Origin of the sequence: Pseudomonas palleroniana, assembly GCF_003031675.1 — a bacterium.
Lineage (GTDB): Bacteria > Pseudomonadota > Gammaproteobacteria > Pseudomonadales > Pseudomonadaceae > Aquipseudomonas > Aquipseudomonas palleroniana.
This window is the reverse complement of sequence record NZ_PYWX01000053.1, coordinates 302,910-318,921: the sequence shown is the minus strand read 5'-3', so window position 1 is coordinate 318,921 and position 16,012 is coordinate 302,910. Positions and strand designations below refer to the sequence as shown.

The 16,012-nt window shown below is 50.9% G+C and carries 18 protein-coding genes; 12 read left to right on the top strand and 6 right to left on the bottom strand.

The genetic code is table 11. The features are described from left to right. Window positions 1–152: 152 nt before the first annotated feature. The 3 genes from C9383_RS19490 to C9383_RS19480 are packed head-to-tail and all read right to left on the bottom strand — an operon-like array spanning window position 153 to window position 2,832. The gene (locus tag C9383_RS19490) at window positions 153–875 is read right to left on the bottom strand and encodes a heme ABC transporter ATP-binding protein (RefSeq protein ID WP_413037830.1); all 723 of its coding nucleotides are present in this window, start codon (window positions 873–875) and stop codon (window positions 153–155) included. A 44-nt stretch (window positions 876–919) separates the two neighbouring features. Next, entirely contained in the window at window positions 920–1,957 is a 1,038-nt protein-coding gene (locus C9383_RS19485; RefSeq protein ID WP_090365824.1) for a FecCD family ABC transporter permease, read from the bottom strand. Then, on the bottom strand, window positions 1,954–2,832 hold the full coding sequence (locus tag C9383_RS19480) for a heme/hemin ABC transporter substrate-binding protein (RefSeq protein ID WP_090365822.1): 879 nt from the start codon (window positions 2,830–2,832) through the stop codon (window positions 1,954–1,956). Before C9383_RS19480 ends, C9383_RS19485 begins: the two co-directional genes overlap by 4 nt. A gap of 195 nt (window positions 2,833–3,027) precedes the next feature. Between C9383_RS19480 and C9383_RS19475 the strand changes: the two genes are divergently transcribed. Further along, window positions 3,028–3,345 (top strand): Rieske (2Fe-2S) protein, encoded by a 318-nt coding sequence (locus C9383_RS19475; protein ID WP_090365820.1) that lies wholly within the window; start codon window positions 3,028–3,030, stop codon window positions 3,343–3,345. A gap of 45 nt (window positions 3,346–3,390) precedes the next feature. Here the strand turns inward: C9383_RS19475 and C9383_RS19470 are convergent, their stop codons facing one another. Then, window positions 3,391–3,675: a c-type cytochrome gene (locus C9383_RS19470; RefSeq protein WP_090365818.1), complete on the bottom strand. Its 285-nt coding sequence runs from the start codon at window positions 3,673–3,675 to the stop codon at window positions 3,391–3,393. A 513-nt stretch (window positions 3,676–4,188) separates the two neighbouring features. Between C9383_RS19470 and C9383_RS19465 the strand changes: the two genes are divergently transcribed. The 9 genes from C9383_RS19465 (at window position 4,189) to galE (ending at window position 12,281) form a co-directional block, all read left to right on the top strand. Beyond that, complete coding sequence (locus C9383_RS19465) at window positions 4,189–4,626, top strand: hypothetical protein (RefSeq protein ID WP_143038178.1); 438 nt, start codon at window positions 4,189–4,191, stop codon at window positions 4,624–4,626. 142 nt (window positions 4,627–4,768) lie between these two features. Continuing rightward, the gene (locus C9383_RS19460) at window positions 4,769–6,067 is read left to right on the top strand and encodes an FAD-dependent oxidoreductase (RefSeq protein WP_090365815.1); all 1,299 of its coding nucleotides are present in this window, start codon (window positions 4,769–4,771) and stop codon (window positions 6,065–6,067) included. Window positions 6,068–6,122: 55 nt separating this feature from the next. Beyond that, entirely contained in the window at window positions 6,123–6,905 is a 783-nt protein-coding gene (locus C9383_RS19455; protein ID WP_090365813.1) for a hypothetical protein, read from the top strand. Further along, window positions 6,906–7,427 (top strand): hypothetical protein, encoded by a 522-nt coding sequence (locus tag C9383_RS28040; RefSeq protein WP_143038177.1) that lies wholly within the window; start codon window positions 6,906–6,908, stop codon window positions 7,425–7,427. Window positions 7,428–7,470: 43 nt separating this feature from the next. Then, window positions 7,471–8,673, top strand: coding sequence for an MFS transporter (locus tag C9383_RS28035; RefSeq protein ID WP_328586452.1), 1,203 nt, complete (start codon window positions 7,471–7,473; stop codon window positions 8,671–8,673). A gap of 48 nt (window positions 8,674–8,721) precedes the next feature. Then, window positions 8,722–9,372, top strand: coding sequence for a hypothetical protein (locus tag C9383_RS28030; protein WP_090365812.1), 651 nt, complete (start codon window positions 8,722–8,724; stop codon window positions 9,370–9,372). After that, complete coding sequence (locus C9383_RS19450) at window positions 9,365–10,186, top strand: NAD(P)-binding domain-containing protein (protein WP_159438924.1); 822 nt, start codon at window positions 9,365–9,367, stop codon at window positions 10,184–10,186. The genes C9383_RS28030 and C9383_RS19450 overlap by 8 nt, the downstream gene beginning before the upstream one ends. After that, the gene (locus C9383_RS19445; protein WP_090365809.1) at window positions 10,183–11,295 is read left to right on the top strand and encodes a MalY/PatB family protein; all 1,113 of its coding nucleotides are present in this window, start codon (window positions 10,183–10,185) and stop codon (window positions 11,293–11,295) included. The genes C9383_RS19450 and C9383_RS19445 overlap by 4 nt, the downstream gene beginning before the upstream one ends. Beyond that, complete coding sequence (gene galE / locus C9383_RS19440; RefSeq protein ID WP_159438923.1) at window positions 11,292–12,281, top strand: UDP-glucose 4-epimerase GalE; 990 nt, start codon at window positions 11,292–11,294, stop codon at window positions 12,279–12,281. Before C9383_RS19445 ends, galE begins: the two co-directional genes overlap by 4 nt. An 83-nt stretch (window positions 12,282–12,364) precedes the next feature. Here the strand turns inward: galE and sfsA are convergent, their stop codons facing one another. Together sfsA and C9383_RS19430 are read right to left on the bottom strand one after the other, a co-directional pair. Continuing rightward, entirely contained in the window at window positions 12,365–13,078 is a 714-nt protein-coding gene (gene sfsA / locus C9383_RS19435; protein WP_090365807.1) for a DNA/RNA nuclease SfsA, read from the bottom strand. Beyond that, complete coding sequence (locus tag C9383_RS19430) at window positions 13,078–14,250, bottom strand: pyridoxal phosphate-dependent aminotransferase (RefSeq protein WP_090365805.1); 1,173 nt, start codon at window positions 14,248–14,250, stop codon at window positions 13,078–13,080. Before C9383_RS19430 ends, sfsA begins: the two co-directional genes overlap by 1 nt. A 318-nt stretch (window positions 14,251–14,568) precedes the next feature. Here C9383_RS19430 and dksA point away from each other — a divergent pair, with 318 nt between their 5' ends. Together dksA and gluQRS are read left to right on the top strand one after the other, a co-directional pair. Further along, window positions 14,569–15,012 carry an RNA polymerase-binding protein DksA gene (gene dksA / locus C9383_RS19425; protein ID WP_090365804.1) on the top strand — a complete coding sequence of 148 codons (444 nt, stop codon included), beginning with the start codon at window positions 14,569–14,571 and terminating at the stop codon, window positions 15,010–15,012. 83 nt (window positions 15,013–15,095) lie between these two features. Further along, window positions 15,096–15,983 carry a tRNA glutamyl-Q(34) synthetase GluQRS gene (gluQRS, locus tag C9383_RS19420; RefSeq protein ID WP_090365802.1) on the top strand — a complete coding sequence of 296 codons (888 nt, stop codon included), beginning with the start codon at window positions 15,096–15,098 and terminating at the stop codon, window positions 15,981–15,983. Window positions 15,984–16,012: the final 29 nt, after the last annotated feature.

Below are 16,012 nucleotides of genomic sequence, written 5' to 3'. Positions count from 1 at the left end.
TTATCACAACTGGTCGCGAGATCAGCCGATAACTGAAAGACCCTTGGTTCGGACTCTCAGATTATCTCCTCATCAGGCTAATCACGGTTATTTGACCCGGCTCTTGCCGGGTCTTTTTTTGCCTGATGAAAGCCACCAGTGAAAGGCTGATTTCAACGCGCAATAATCAACGGATGCCCGAGTTCCGGATGCGGCTGAACCAGCACATCCAAGCCAAACACGGCCTTGAGCAATTCCGGCCGCAACACGTTTGATGGCGTGTCCAAGGCCTGTGGGCAGCCGTTTTCCAGCAACAGGATACGATCGCAGTAGCGAGCCGCCAGGTTCAGATCGTGCAGAATCACCAGTACGGCCGCCCCTCGATCGGCAAAACGGCGGATGGCCTGCAGCGTCGTGTGTTGATGCAGAGGGTCCAGCATCGATGTCGGCTCATCCAGCAGCAAGGTTTGACCCGCTTCGCCCGGCCATAACTGCGCCAGCACCCGTGCCAAGTGCACACGTTGACGCTCGCCGCCGGACAACGCCAAATAGCTGCGACCACTCAAATGCCCGACGTCCGCCGCGTGCAAGGCTGCGGCGATGATTTCATCATCGCGCACCCGCCCGGTCTGATGGGGCAAGCGGCCCATGCCCACGACCTCTTCGACACGGAAAGCGAAGTCCAGGCTCGACGTCTGCGGTAACACTGCCAAACGCTGCGCACGCTGTGGGCCACTCCAATGCATCAACGCCTGCTGAGCCAGCCAGACGCTGCCTTGGTCCGGATGCAGCTCCCCGCACAACGCACCGAGCAAGGTACTTTTACCGGCGCCGTTGGGCCCCAGCACACCGAGCACTTCGCCCGGCAACAGATCCAGCGTGATATCCGTCAGCACCACCTTGCGCCCGCGCCGAATCTGCAGCCCTTCCACACATAGCATCAGGCGCGTCCCCGCAACAACAGATATAAAAAGAACGGCGCGCCAACGAACGCGGTCACGATACCGATCGGCAGCTCTGCAGGTGCCAAGGCCAGGCGCGCCACCAAGTCCGCAAACAGCAGCAAACTTGCGCCTGCCAGTACCGAGGCCGGCAACAACACCCGATGGTCCGGGCCCGCCAGCAACCGCACCAGATGCGGCACTACCAGGCCGACAAAACCGATCATCCCCGCCGCCGCTACCGCAGCGCCTACACCCAGCGCCGTGCAGAACACCAATTCGCGCTTGAGCCTTTCAACATCAACCCCAAGGTGACTGGCCTCTGACTCACCCAGCAATAATGCATTCAATGCTTTCGCCCGGCGCGGCAACCACAGCGCGACACCGACACTCACCAACAGCACCGGCCACAACCGTGAATAGCTCGCGCCATTGAGACTGCCCAAGTTCCAGAACGTCAAGGTGCGCAAGGTGGCGTCATCCGCCAGGTAGGTAAACAGCCCCACTGTCGCAGTGGCCAAGGCAGTCAACGCGATACCTGCCAACAGCATTGTTGCGACGTTTGTTTGACCGTTGCGCCGCCCCAGGCGGTAGACAATAGCGGTCACTCCCAAACCACCAAGAAACGCAAAAAGCGACAGTAAATAAGGTCCGAGAGCCTCGGGCAACGAGCCGAAAAAAGCACTCCCGACAATCGCGATCGCCGCGCCCAGTGCAGCGCCACTGGAGACTCCGACCAAGCCAGGATCGGCCAGCGGATTACGAAACAGCCCTTGCATGGCGACACCCGACAGCGCCAACACGCCGCCCACGGCGAGACCAAGAAGCGTACGCGGCAAACGAATTTGCCCGAGGATCAATTCAGCCTGTTCCAGACCTTGCCCATCGATGGGCAAGCCGAGCAGACGCAATGCCGCCCTCAACGTATCCATCAAAGGCAAGCTGACCGGCCCAAGCGCCAAAGACAACCAGAACGCCACTACACACAGCAAACCAAGAAGGATAAATAAAGCACGGGGCTTGACTAATACAGTCATGGAGCTGGTTCGGCCTGGGCAGGATAGAATCCTGCGGATAGCAACATCAGACTATGCGGCAAACGCGGCCCCAAACCGCCCACCAACAATGTCGGATCCAGTTCGATCACTCGTCCATGCATGGCCGCCGGGGTCGATCTCAGGATTGGATTCTCTTTGAATAATGCTGCTTGCGCCTCCTCACCGGTCAATGCGCGGTCGGCAAACACCAAGACGTCAGGGCTCAATCCTGCCAAGGACTCCACCGAAAATGGCTTGTAGCCGGTATGCGTAGCCAAATTGTTGCCACCGGCATGCTGCAATATCCAATCGGCCGCTGTATGTTTGCCCGCGATAAGCAGTTTACCGCCCGAATGTCCGAGCAGCAGCAGCACCCCAGGTGCACTCACTGCGGTTTGCGCCTTGGCCACCCAGGATTTCTGACGATCCAACTGCTGTTGGAAATCTGCAAACAGCAACGTAGCCTTGGCTTCGCTGCCTAACAAGTTGCCCAAGCGCTTCAAATTGGCCTGCAAAGCCAGGAGATCCGGCTCGGCGGAAAACAACTCCACCCTCACACCAGCACCACGCAGTTGCGCCAATACGGGCGGCGGCCCCATCTCCTCGGTACCGACGAGGATCTGCGGGCGCAGGCTGAGAATGCCTTCAGCCGACAGCTGCCGCTGGTACCCGATACTCGGCAACGCCTTGAGCGACTCCGGATGCTGGCTGGTGGTGTCGACACCCACTAATTTGGATTCAGCCCCCAGAGCTACGACCCACTCGGACAATGCGCCGCCCACGCTCACCAAGCGTAGAGGCACTTGCCCAGCCTGCGCCAAAGGGTTGAGCAGCAATCCCACGACAAGTGCAATAGCGCTGGCGCTTAGGCGCATAACAGGGTTTCCTTAATGGCAGTGCGGATGATTCGCTCGACAACGTGGCAATTGAGTCATACCCGTCACGGTGAAACGTAGAATGACTAACGCCAACGCATACATTTGATAATTGTTTGCATTTAAGGTCAAGCGGCACGCTTAGGGGCGAGCAGCTTTAAGGCAAAGGCCGAGCGGTCGTACCAGAGGATAACTATGAGGTTCGTTTGCCCATCCGATGTGCTCGCGCAAAACGCCAGCCTCGGCTTCGATATAGATGGCCAAAAGCTGTTTGGGGTGCGCCGGGAGGGTACCGCCTACTTTTACGTCAATCGCTGCCCACATCGCCGCGTGCCACTGGAATGGAAGCCCGACCATTTTCTAGACCAAAGTACCAGTTTAATCCAGTGCGCCACCCACGGTGCGCTGTTCCTGATAGAAACCGGAGAATGTGTCTCCGGCCCTTGTGTTGGTCAAAGTCTAATCGTCCTGCCCAGCAGGGAGGACGAAAAGGGCTTATGGGTGCAGATATAACTTGATCGGATAAGCTTAAACAAACTACTCAACCAGGCTGATAATTTATTTTATTTCACTGAAGTACTCTGCCAACATTTCAATTTTCTCGTCATCAATATCTTTCATGATTCGGTTCATCACCGTACCGGACAAGACCTTTTGCTTGTAACCTTGCATCGTAGTACGAAGAAACTCTTTCGAGCGCCCTTGCAATGGGGGAATATTACCAGCCACCCCGCCTCGCCCTTCAAACCCATGACAGTTAACGCAACCATTACTCGTCATGACACCGGCGAAATTTTCATCTGCCACTATTGTATTGGCACAAAGAAAAAACGGCAAAATCATTAATCTGCTGTTGAATATCAATCTATTACATCCTTGTACAGTGATTAAACTATCAAGACCTCACCAAGCAAACGTCATACCTGCCTGAACAACCCCCTATATCAATCGCACAAAACAAAAACCAGAAAATCGAGCCGATTATAAAACCAAAACACGAACTGCAGTCTAAACAACAGCGCACGACCAAAACAAAGCGCTCCATATAAACACTGTTTAATTTATCGTGCCAAATCTCATAACGTCAAGGGCAGCAACCACCACAGAAGCGTCGGCCAGAAGTGTATCAATAGCGAATTATACGCATTGATAGTCACCGCAAATGATCACCAGATCTGTACACACAAAATGAATTTGCACAGATACACATTCTGAAACACCTTAAAACTTGCCGACCATAAACGCGTTAGCTTTAACTAGCGACCAGCCTAAAAATTTTGCAATGATTAAGACAAAGCAATTTAATTAGGCCGCACATCACCATCGAATAATGCAAGAACGCGGAAAGGGAATTTCATGAAACGACGCATGACGCTGTCTTTAATATCAATCGCACTCAGCCTCGGTGCCACTCAAACCATCGCCGAAAATAGTCTGGAAAACTTAGCGCCTCAAAAAGCTGTGGTCATAGTGTTCACTCCCCCTACAGGCATGGAAAAAGAATTCCTTGAATCTTTTACAAAAGAGCAAGCCGCGAATTTTTCAGCGCACGGCAGTCGCGACAAGAAAACGACTGAGTCCATCAACCTCATTCCGACAAAATTAGGTGAGCCGTTAATTCATATCACAATCCTCAAAGATAAAGCGACCTACGAAAAAACCTACCAAGCATTTGGCCCAAAAGAAAACAGGGGCGCTTATGTGGGCAAGCATTCGGAAAAATACGGCGACCTGAACATCCCTAAAGTATACTTGCAAAACTCGCAATCTTACTTTGCAGATATCGTCAGATAAGCTCCTCTTCTTTTCCCCATATAAAGATTCGCTGCCTTGTTCAATCAAGAATGCTTAAACCGGCCTTTAACCCGATTAGCGTTATGTAAGCTTGGCCTAGACAAGCACGCACTATGTAGAATGCGCGAATTCGGAAAATACAATGATAGATGATCGACGAACCCTTCTTAAATGGCTGATCACAGGTGCCGGAATAGCTGCATTGGATGCGGTGGCAGGCCCCTCGACAAAGATTGCACATACAAAAACTTTTAACGTTGTCGTAGTAGGTGGTGGGTTTGCAGGTGCCACATTCGCTCGCACGTTAAAACGACTAATGCCCAATACTGCAATAACGTTGATTGAGGAGTATCCGGAATACTTCTCGGGCCCCCTCAGCGCAGAGTACCTAGTAGGAAAACGTAGTGAAGAGACATTAACGTTTGACTATACAAAACTTATATCCGAAGGAATAAACGTCGTACATGAGCGCGCGCTGACAATTGATTCCGCTAAACGAGTAGTAGAAACAGAGCAGTCCACCTACCGGTACGACAGATGCATCGTCGCTGCTGGTATCAGCTTTGATTTTGAATATATAAAAGGTTATAGCAAAGCGCTCGCCGATGTCTTTCCACATGCATGGAAAGGCAAAGAACAGTTGAGTAACCTAAAGAACCAACTGGATGAAATGCCAAACGGCGGCACGGTTCTGATGTCTTCCCCTAACACAGAGTACAGGTGCCCGCCGGGCCCGTATGAACGGGTGAGTCAGATTGCGGAATACCTGAAAGCGCACAAACCAAACTCGAAAATTATCTTCCTTGACTCCAAAGAGAGATTTCCCAAGCAAGCACAGTTCGAATTGGCCTGGAAGCAGTTATATGGATATGGCACCGCGAAAAGTATTATTACTTGGATTGGCGCACAACAAGGTGGAACGGTTACAGAACTGAGGGCGGACACTCGAGAGCTTGTTTGCCAAGCCGGCATATTCAAAGGAGACGTCATCAATATTATTCCCAGACAAAAAGCCGATCTTTTCACTGATGCAAACGGCCTGACTGGCGATAACGGCTGGTGCCCGGTAAATACGCAGACATTTGAATCATTGAAGATCCCGAACGTTCACGTCATTGGTGATGCCGCAGATGCTCACAGCTTGCCAAAATCGGCATTTGCGGCCACGTGTCAAGCACGGGTCTGTGCCCTGGCGGTGTACTCGCTATTCAATAAGTTGCCTCCTATGACACCAGAATACATGAATGTTTGCTTCAGCCTCTGCGCCACTCATTACGCCATTTCGGTGACAGTAAGCTATCGCCAAAATCCACAAACAAATAAAATCGATGTCATCTCGACAAATATCACACCACTCGACGCCCCGAAAACTCAATACATAAGTGAAGTACAGTCGGCCTATGCAATGTTTAACAGCATGGTAATCGGCGCCTTTGGCTAATTCATGAAGTGTGAAGTGACGATAAATGGATTTTCAAAAATACGGATATTAATTCATGGTCTCTATCAAGGAAACAGACTTTTTAGCTACCCTAACAAGTATGGGAATCGCTTACACACTTGCAGTAACGGGCTCAACAGCCAGAGGGGAGGTACGCAAGAATACATCTCGGTACGACTACGTATCGGACATTGATGTACTTTGCCTCGTAGCCCCTAAAGATATACAGCAAACCCTGCTCTGCAAATGCCTCTGCGAGCAAGGAAGCTCGCTCATATTAATGAGCAGTGAAGCTCTAAAATCCCCCTCGAACGCGGTTCTTTGCATGGAGCCTGATTGGCTTGGGAAAAATGGTCTTTTTTTAAGCAGACCTGACTTTGCCGGATTCCGCACAGCTGAGTTCCTGGCCTACCAGACGCAGCCTTTGGCGTATTATAAAGCCCAATTGAATAATTCAAAAACACAGATCGAGCGTAGACTTTATAGCAAAATTTGCATTACCTGCTTAAAACTACTTTATCTTTCTGAAAACTTAGAAAAACGCAGTTTCGTATTCGAACATGAACTTAAACTTTACAACTTCCCCAAAGTAAATGCCACGCTTGTGAAGAACATTATCAACAGAGAACTTCCAGACGATCTGTTGCAGTCTGCCGCACAGCACTTAGAAAACCTAGTTTCACAGTGCTCGCTCATTACTGAAAGTGCAGTTTCCCTTGACTCAACGGCTCTCTACTTCTCAGATAAAAATCAGAATGCCGACAAAATAATCGAAGCCGTGTTCGTCGAAAACAACAAGCTGAGCAGAGCAGAAAGCTTATTTTTAAAGGCCAATTGAATGATAGATATAATAGCGACCCTTGGCCCTGTCGGAACCGACTCACACATCCAAGCTGCGCGCGTTGGATCTACTGTCTCACTTCACTCTACCTTTCATGCTGCAATTGAGCATGCGAAAAAATTTAGAACTGGATTATTGGTACCTGCGGGTTTTAGAGAAGATCGTGACGGAAAACAATTTTCATGGGTGGACTTTCACTTTGAGTATTTAGATTCTTTTGAACTCCAAAGTGTATGGTTTGAAAAAACATTACCCATGGGGTTACTGCACAAATCTTATGATTCGATTGCACTCCATCCTTCGACGTGCTCACTGATAACCGACCTGGACGCCTACAAGGAAATCAAATACACCCGATCAAAAGTTGATGCTTACCAACGTTACAGCCAAGGAGAGGTTGCCTCGGTGTTGGCAAGCACTTCGATGTTTAATCAAATATTTGATCAACCTTATATTAAATCCCGGTTCAATCCAACAATGGTCTGGTGTCTTTACAGAACGCTGACTTGTTTGACGTGAGCACTGTTTAACAGGCAGCCAACTCTCTGCATACTCGAGGACGGTGCAATCCCTGCGAAAACTTCAGCTCCGGACACAATTAAAAGGAAAGGCAGTGAGGCGTACTAAAAACCAAATCATCATACTTCTATGCTTTGTTATATCGCTCACAGAACGATTCACACAGGCATCGATACCGCTCATTGTAAACCATTTGAGTCTGTCGGAATTTGAAATGTCTTTATTTTTAAGCGCCATGTCCGCCTCTACTGTTTTTGTAGGTTTGGCCATAGCACCATCAATTGACAACTATGACCAAAGACGTTTTCTCTGCCTGATAGGCTTATTTACGATAGTTGCATCTTTATCATTTTTTCTATTCAATCAAAACCAAGCACTTTTGTGGGGCTGCCTTCTGACATTCAATATCGGCGCCATACTGCGTATAATAAATTTTCGCCGACTTTCAGCCATAAACCACGAAGTAGATAAATCCAAACTTTCCCAAGCCCACACTCGCATGCAGCTATCGATAACTTTAGCGATGGCTCTGGCGCCCATACTCCTCGCAGTAACGGCTACTGACAACTATTTGCACCTCGCTTTTGGCCTACTTGTAAGTTCCATAATTTTAAGCAGTTGCACGTCATCGATCCCGCCTCGCCCCAAAGACTTAACATCAATAAAGTCAGACCGCATCGCTTCTCAAATGCTTACATCAGCCCATCATTTTATATTTATAGGCATGTTATTGTCCGGCCTTTTTCTCAGCACCTTGCTCAAATACTGTCAAAGCATATCGGCAAATCCAATACAACTTTACTCAAACATTTTACTCTCACAAGTTATAGGCCTAATTATTGCCAATAGTATTTTCGAGCGTTTCTTCGCCGGCCAATTCAACCGATATGGCCTTTTAATAATTACCATAGCTATCGCTGAACTGGCTTTTATTTACGCTACGTCAGATGTCGTGATAATTGCCCTTGCCTTTGTCGTTGGCGTGTCTTTTCAAATTATGTTTCTGAGATCCCACAACCAATTTCAGCGCACAATCCCACATGGCTTGACAGCTAAAGCAAATGGTACCCGTGGACTGTACACTTTCATCGGAATCACCATCGGTTACTTCGCAGGCCCTCTACTATATAAATATGGCGGAGCCCCTTTGGTTTTCACGACATGCTGCGCCGTGGCGTTGCTTTTTTTCTGCGTACTCAATCATCTAACCCCCTCTAATTCACACGCTTGCGCCGGTGACCGCTAGGGACAGATCAATGTCAGCTCGACTAATAGCCAAGTGGAGAGATAAATAATGATAGCGCCTTGGAAGTTTCAATGTGAAAACCTCCACATTCAGTTTGAAGCGGAATTTTCTTCGAGGGTTCCAAAGCCTGCACTCGCGCAAGCGCTACAGTTCTTGCCGAATGATGCTGTAATTGGAAACACTGTACTTCTGACCATTTCCAGAATGCGGTCAACTTGCTTTACCGAAGATGATTTTATTACAAGCCATGAAGCCATTTTAAAAATCGCGATTACATTAAACTCCGTTCGCTATTACTTCCCGGTACTTGCTGTTGTCGACGCACCGCACTCCATTGCACGCGGAGCCTTACTGGGCTATTTGAAAGACATTGGCACCGTAGAAACCAAAAACAATTTTAGTCAATTTGAGTGGAAAAATACTAAAAACTTTATAAGCTTAAAGTCCACACATGACGAGATTGAAGATATCTTACTGCTTCCGCACCTCACCTTTCGAAACTATCGCACACCTGATGTAGAGGTAAAAGGCCTGTCAACACTGGATATCAGTGACTACACATGTACGCCGACTCTACGATGCACCTCGATAGCCGCTGAACTTCCCGTTCTGAAAACTCTGGGAATATCACCCATCACGACGTACAAGCTCGGCATGTTATCAGACTCATTTACGCTCAATGGGTGCACCTATGTATAATATCCTTTTTATTGGAAAAGGTTTGATTACTACGTCTTTGGCCGAACATCTCAGCAAAACCGAGTGGAAAATTGCCTACTTCTCTCGGACAATGACAAGATTGAACTTAATTGATTTCTCAGAATATGACTATGTAGTTTCTTGCCTTCCCAGCGCAGAAATTGCCACAAAAGTCTGGAACAATATCTTATCAGCTGCTCTGACCAACCAGGCCTTCCAGACAATATTCATTGAACTTTCAACACTCACCTGCAGCGCCATCGCGCAAATAGGCAACTCCTTTAATGATGAGCAGTTGACTTTTATTGAAGCTCCTTTTACAGGCAGCAAAACGGGAGCATTGAAAGGTAGCCTGATCTATTTCGTGCACTCGGAAAGCGCAGACACTCAACATGACCCATTCCTCAAAGCTACTTCTTCGAAAATTTACACGTTCGACTTTATCAGCACAGCAACACAATTCAAATTATTCTATAACCTTTGGGGACTGACTACGCTTGGACTTCTTGGCCAAATGCTACACCTGATGGAGACACTGCCCCAAAGCGAATTGGCCGTAAAAATAATAACCTCACATGATGACTTCTGGATGAATTCAATCGTCCGACAAAAGCTCAACCAAAGCCTGGCACGAAACCATCAGGACATTCATTGCAAGTTAAAGTATGCAAAAAAAGATATAGAGTACGCCCTAGATGAATTTAGCGGTTATAGGTTGGATTTATCTCGATGCCTACTTTCTATTTTAGAGGCGGATCAAAGTAGGTGTTATGACGATCTAGACTTCACCGCAATGAGTGAGTTTTTCCAGTGACGGAATTACGCCCGATCACTCGCCAAGCGGAAAACACACTAGCACTAGCCAAGTATCCTGAAGCACAACCTCACTGGGTAGCGGATATGGCTTTTGCAACGCCAGACGCCATAATTTCCGCTGTCAGAAAAAGGATTGAAGAGGGACACTTCTCTTATCCTAACATCCCGTATTCCGTTTACGAGTCTATCCAGCACTGGTGCAAAAATCAGTATGATTGGAGCATACAGAAAGAATGGATAGTTATAGTTCCGAATACGATATCGGGTGTCAGGACAGCTATCAAAAGCACGTGTCCTCAGGGAACTGTCATGCTACAGTCACCCAATTACAACAAACTGCTTAATTTAAGCAAGGGTTTTCATTTAACACCTTACACAATTGAGTTGACCGATAACGGCAGGCCTTTTACCCTTAGCGATCTACGTCATATAAAACAGACCAATCCGTCTGCAATTGTTCTATGCAACCCTACTAACCCGACTGGCATTGTTTCAATTCAAGAGGAGCTTGAAAGCCTAGCGTTGAGCATTAAAAACCTTGACACAATCGTCATCTCCGATGAAGCTCACGCAGATATAATTCTGGGGCAGCGCCGCCATCTACCAGCGGGCTCGATAAAAGGATTGGAGAATAAATCCATTACCCTTTTATCCCCAAGCAAAACCTTTAACTTAGCCGGTATATCCATCGCCTACGCTGTTATCCCATGCCCAAAAATTCGCGATAAGTTTAAAGAAACCCAGACATTTTATGCCTCGGGCATAAACGCATTGGGGCTTGTGGCGCTTGAAAGTGCTTACTTCAATTGTTCAGATTGGCTCCAAGCACTTCTGCAACAGCTCAAGAGCAACCAAAAAGTCCTCCACACTACATTACGCCATACGTCCCTTAAGTATAAGCCTTCAGAAGCGACCTACCTCGCCTGGATTGATACCCGCGAGACCGACGGCGATGTTTTCGACAAGCTTCTGCAAGCAGGAATTGCAGTATCCAACGGTGAAGAGTTCGGTTCTCCCGGTTGGATCAGGTTTAATTTTGCATGCCCGCAAGATCAGCTGACAACTGCGACATGCACCTTTTTAGATTTATTCAGGAATATCAAATGAAAATTCTCATTACTGGTGGCGCCGGCTACATTGGTAGCACTATCTGCTTGGCACTCGCCGATGCCGGGCATCAGCCGGTTATTCTTGATGAGCAAGCCCTCCCTGCTAATGAAACCTATAATAAATTCTCATACTATCAAGGGGACATTGCTGACAAACATCTTTTGACACAAATCATCGGCGCCCACCCTGACCTATCCTTGGTCATTCATTGCGCTGCCAAAATTGACGTAGCAGAGTCGATTTCACACCCAAGTATTTATTATGAAAACAATTTTTCAAAGTCGATAAGCATGGTTAGCCACCTGCTTGACCTTGGCGTAAAAAAGTTAATTCTAAGCGGAACGGCAGCGCTTTATAGTGCAGACAATGCGCATAGTTTCGATGAGCATGCCCCCCCTACCCCGATGAGCCCATATGCCAGATCCAAGTACTTTCTTGAACTGGCGCTCAAAGATATCTCTAACACCAAGGACTTTCAGTTTCTCATCTTCCGATATTTCAACCCCATTGGCAGTGATCACACATTCAGAACGGGCTTCAGAGGCAGCAACAAAAGCAGCCTATTAAATTCTCTGATCCAATGCGCCACATTCAGGCAGCCGTTTCAAATCAACGGAACTGACTGGAATACCCGAGATGGCTCTACTGTTCGGGACTTTGTGGACGTCGCAGACCTCGCAGCCGCCCACGTGCTGGCCGCACTCGCCTTTGACAACAATAGCTTAGCGGTGCCATTGAATCAGTTTGAGATGCCGGTCATCAATCTGGGCTCCCAGCGGGGCGTTACGGTTCAGGAGTTTGTGTCAGCGTTCATGAGCGCCACTAAATCTGATTTGGTCGTAAACAGGGCTGAGCGCCGTCCGGGTGATATTGTTGGTGGCTATGCCTCCAGTAGGTTGGCCCGTGAACTATTGGGATGGGCACCTTCAACTTCACTTCAGACATCTATTCTTAATTCGATCCGTTGGGCGTCCACCTTATGAAAACAGGTGGGACGCCACTTCTGCAGAGCGCATCAATGCATCGCCGTCTATCGTGGTGATAATCAGGAAATCCGCAATGACCTTCAATCACCCAAAACTATCTGGACCGACCGATCAATCCGGATTTCGTCGTACGTCACTCGTACACCATACGCCAATATTTCAACGCCGGCCGCTTTGGCTTCGAGCAACGCGGCAGCATAGATTGCGTCGATTTCCTTGGCCGGCCGCACCGCATCAACCCCCGATAGACACACGCAGTACAACTGCACCGCCCGCACACCTTCACGCGCCAAGTGCGCCAGCTCACGCAAATGCTTGGCACCGCGCTGGGTCACGGCATCAGGAAAGGCCGCCACGGAAGAATCGTCAAACCCCAGCGTCACGCTTTTCACCTCCACATAAGCTGCGCCCTGGGGATATTCCAGGCGAAAGTCGATACGGCTTTTCTCCTGCCCGTAAGGCACCTCGCGCTTCAGCGCGGTAAAGCCGTTGAGCTCAGTGATTACCCCAGCACGCAACGCTTCTTCGACCAGCTGATTGGCGCGCGCCGTGTTGATGCATGCCAATCGGCCCTGAGGCGTTTCGGCGATTTCCCAGGTGCCTGGCAGCTTGCGCTTGGGGTCATCGGAACGGCTGAACCAGACCTGCCCACCCTCTAGCATGCAATTGAGCATCGAGCCGGTGTTCGGACAGTGAATAGTCAGCAACTCGCCGGCATCCGTTTCGATATCGGTGAGAAAACGCTTGTAACGGCGAATCAGCCGCCCTTGTTCCAGAGGAGGATGAAAGCGCATCAGCCTTGCCAACTCTGCAAGCCGCGAGCAATGCGCTCCACAGCCTCTTCTAGCCGTTCAAGGTTTTGCGTGTAGGCAAAACGCACATGGTGACCGGCTTGATGGCGGCCGAAATCCAGCCCCGGTGTAAAAGCGACATGTTCGGTTTCGAGGAAGTGGCGACAGAACGCGAAGGCATCACCGCCGAACGCGCTGATATCGGCATACAAATAGAAAGCGCCCTCAGGTTCTACGGCAATACCGAAGCCCAAGTCGCGCAATGCCGGCAGCAGAAAGTCCCGACGGCGACCGAATTCAGCGCGGCGCGCCTCCAGAATCTCCAGGGTTTGTGGGGTAAAGCAGGCCAGCGCCGCGTGCTGGGCCATACTTGGCGCGCTGATATAGAGGTTTTGCGCCAGCTTCTCCAGTTCCCCGACAGCGGCGGGAGGCGCTACCAGCCATCCCAGGCGCCAGCCGGTCATACCGAAGTACTTCGAAAAACTATTGAGCACAAAGGCATCATCGTCGACTTCCAGTACGCTGGCAGCCTCAGTGCCGTAGGTGAGGCCGTGATAGATCTCGTCTACGACCAAGTGGCCCTTGCGCGCCTTGATTGCCCTCGACAACCCGGCCAATTCGTCACGCGTAAGAATCGTACCGGTCGGGTTGGCAGGCGAAGCCACCAGCGCGCCGACGCTGTCGTGATCCCAATACCGCTCAACCAGATCGGCATTCAATTGGTAACGCACCTCCGGACCTACCGGCACCAGCTGCGCAGCCCCCTCCACCAACCGCAGGAAATGCCGGTTACAGGGGTAGCCGGGGTCCGCCAGCAGCCAGTGCTTGCCGGGGTCCACCAACAGGCTGCTCGCCAATAACAAGGCGCCGGAGCCACCGGGCGTAATCAGAATGCGCTCAGGATCGACATCCAGCCCGTAGCGCTGCCGATAGAACCCGCTGATGGCCTCACGCAGCTCAGGCAACCCACGAGCCGCGGTATAGCGGGTCTTGCCGTTGGCCAAGGCCGCCTGCCCCGCCTGAATGATCGGCTCGGCCGTGGTGAAGTCCGGCTCACCGATTTCCAGATGGATCACATCATGACCCGCCGCCTGCAGCTCATTGGCGCGCGCCAGCAACGCCATGACATGAAAAGGTTCGATGGCGCGACTGCGCGCACTATAGGGCTGAGCCATTAGCCTTCCTTAACCGTGAGGACAAAATCCGGATTCTACCGAACCCACGCCGTAAAACATGTTCTATTGCCTGCTCGGCCACTTGAACGGTGCGGGCACACACGCGCAAAACGACTAAAATCAGTATTCGAGACGATTCATACCCAGCCACGACGGGCCGCTGCTATTTACGCCCCCGTGCGATGGGCCTCGACAACCGGGAGTGGCGCACCCCGAATCTATCTGGTAAGTTCGCCCGCTTGCAGCCGCAGGGCCGGCAGGTGTCGGTGACGTTGCAATCCTGCGCAATGGATTAGAAGAGTGAGAGGCGGTCTATTCATGTCCACCCAAGCAAAGCAACAGCAATCCTCAGGCCTCAGCGGCTTCGAACCTTATGTCGAGAAAAAAGGTGAGGAGTACATGGGTGAGCCCATGCGCAAACACTTCTCCAATATCCTGAAGAAGTGGAAGCAGGACTTGATGCAGGAAGTCGACCGTACGGTTGACCACATGAAGGACGAAGCCGCCAACTTCCCGGACCCGGCCGACCGTGCCAGCCAGGAAGAGGAATTCGCCCTCGAGCTGCGCGCCCGTGATCGCGAACGCAAGCTCATCAAGAAAATCGACAAGACCCTGCAACTGATCGAAGACGAGGAATACGGCTGGTGCGAATCCTGCGGCGTCGAGATCGGTATTCGCCGCCTGGAAGCTCGTCCTACCGCAGACCTCTGCGTAGACTGCAAGACCTTGGCTGAAATCAAGGAAAAACAGGTCGGCAAGTAATTCCTGCCGAGCTGAACGAATGGGGCGTGCGAACGCCCCATTTTGGTTTCTGGGATTTACCGAATTCCAGTAGTATCCGGCCCATGACAGCCTCTACCTATATCGGGCGCTTCGCCCCCACGCCCAGCGGCCACCTGCATTTCGGCTCACTGGTTGCAGCCCTCGCCTCCTACCTCGATGCTCGCGCCAACCATGGCCGCTGGCTGATGCGCATGGAAGATCTCGACCCTCCGCGTGAAGAACCCGGCGCCCAGGTGGCTATTCTGAATGCCCTGGAGAGCTACGGCTTTGAATGGGATGGCGAACTGGTCCGACAAAGCGAGCGGCATGATGCCTACGCCAAAGTGCTGAATGACCTGTTCAGCCACGGCTTGGCATACGCCTGCACCTGCTCACGCAAACAGCTGGAAACCTACAACGGGATTTACCCGGGCCTGTGCCGCAATGCCGGTCACGATCAGCAGGACGCCGCCATCCGTTTGCGCGTTCCAGAGTTGGAGTACCACTTTACCGATCGTGTACAGGGCGAATTCCGACAACACCTGGGCCGCGACGTGGGCGACTTCATCATCCGGCGTCGAGACGGCCTGTATGCCTACCAATTGGCCGTGGTGCTCGACGATGCCTGGCAAGGGGTGACCGATATCGTGCGCGGGGCCGACCTACTCGACTCCACACCGCGCCAACTGTATCTGCAAGAGTTGTTGGGGCTGCGCCAGCCGCGCTATCTGCACGTGCCGCTGATCATCCAGCCGGACGGTAACAAACTGGGCAAATCCTACCGTTCTCCACCGCTGGCACCCGACCAGGCCACGCCGTTGCTATTGAGAGCATTGCGTGCCCTTGGCCAGCAACCGGGCGACGAACTGCTCCACGCCAGCCCACGGGAGCTGCTCGATTGGGGCATTGCGCACTGGGATGCTGCAAAGATCCCGCGCACACTCACGTTGGCGGAAGCGCAATTAAGCTGAAGGCGCTTGCAGCTTGCCAGCCATCCGTT

Excerpts from the sequence above, each read along its gene's own strand:
- C9383_RS19485 (WP_090365824.1), bottom strand. The coding sequence starts at position 1,957 with ATGACTGTATTAGTCAAGCCCCGTGCTTTATTTATCCTTCTTGGTTTG.
- C9383_RS19480 (WP_090365822.1), bottom strand. The coding sequence starts at position 2,832 with ATGCGCCTAAGCGCCAGCGCTATTGCACTTGTCGTGGGATTGCTGCTC.
- C9383_RS19475 (WP_090365820.1), top strand. The coding sequence starts at position 3,028 with ATGAGGTTCGTTTGCCCATCCGATGTGCTCGCGCAAAACGCCAGCCTC.
- C9383_RS19470 (WP_090365818.1), bottom strand. The coding sequence starts at position 3,675 with ATGATTTTGCCGTTTTTTCTTTGTGCCAATACAATAGTGGCAGATGAA.
- C9383_RS19465 (WP_143038178.1), top strand. The coding sequence starts at position 4,189 with ATGAAACGACGCATGACGCTGTCTTTAATATCAATCGCACTCAGCCTC.
- C9383_RS19460 (WP_090365815.1), top strand. The coding sequence starts at position 4,769 with ATGATAGATGATCGACGAACCCTTCTTAAATGGCTGATCACAGGTGCC.
- C9383_RS19455 (WP_090365813.1), top strand. The coding sequence starts at position 6,123 with ATGGTCTCTATCAAGGAAACAGACTTTTTAGCTACCCTAACAAGTATG.
- C9383_RS28040 (WP_143038177.1), top strand. The coding sequence starts at position 6,906 with ATGATAGATATAATAGCGACCCTTGGCCCTGTCGGAACCGACTCACAC.
- C9383_RS28030 (WP_090365812.1), top strand. The coding sequence starts at position 8,722 with ATGATAGCGCCTTGGAAGTTTCAATGTGAAAACCTCCACATTCAGTTT.
- C9383_RS19450 (WP_159438924.1), top strand. The coding sequence starts at position 9,365 with ATGTATAATATCCTTTTTATTGGAAAAGGTTTGATTACTACGTCTTTG.
- galE (WP_159438923.1), top strand. The coding sequence starts at position 11,292 with ATGAAAATTCTCATTACTGGTGGCGCCGGCTACATTGGTAGCACTATC.
- sfsA (WP_090365807.1), bottom strand. The coding sequence starts at position 13,078 with ATGCGCTTTCATCCTCCTCTGGAACAAGGGCGGCTGATTCGCCGTTAC.
- C9383_RS19430 (WP_090365805.1), bottom strand. The coding sequence starts at position 14,250 with ATGGCTCAGCCCTATAGTGCGCGCAGTCGCGCCATCGAACCTTTTCAT.
- dksA (WP_090365804.1), top strand. The coding sequence starts at position 14,569 with ATGTCCACCCAAGCAAAGCAACAGCAATCCTCAGGCCTCAGCGGCTTC.
- gluQRS (WP_090365802.1), top strand. The coding sequence starts at position 15,096 with ATGACAGCCTCTACCTATATCGGGCGCTTCGCCCCCACGCCCAGCGGC.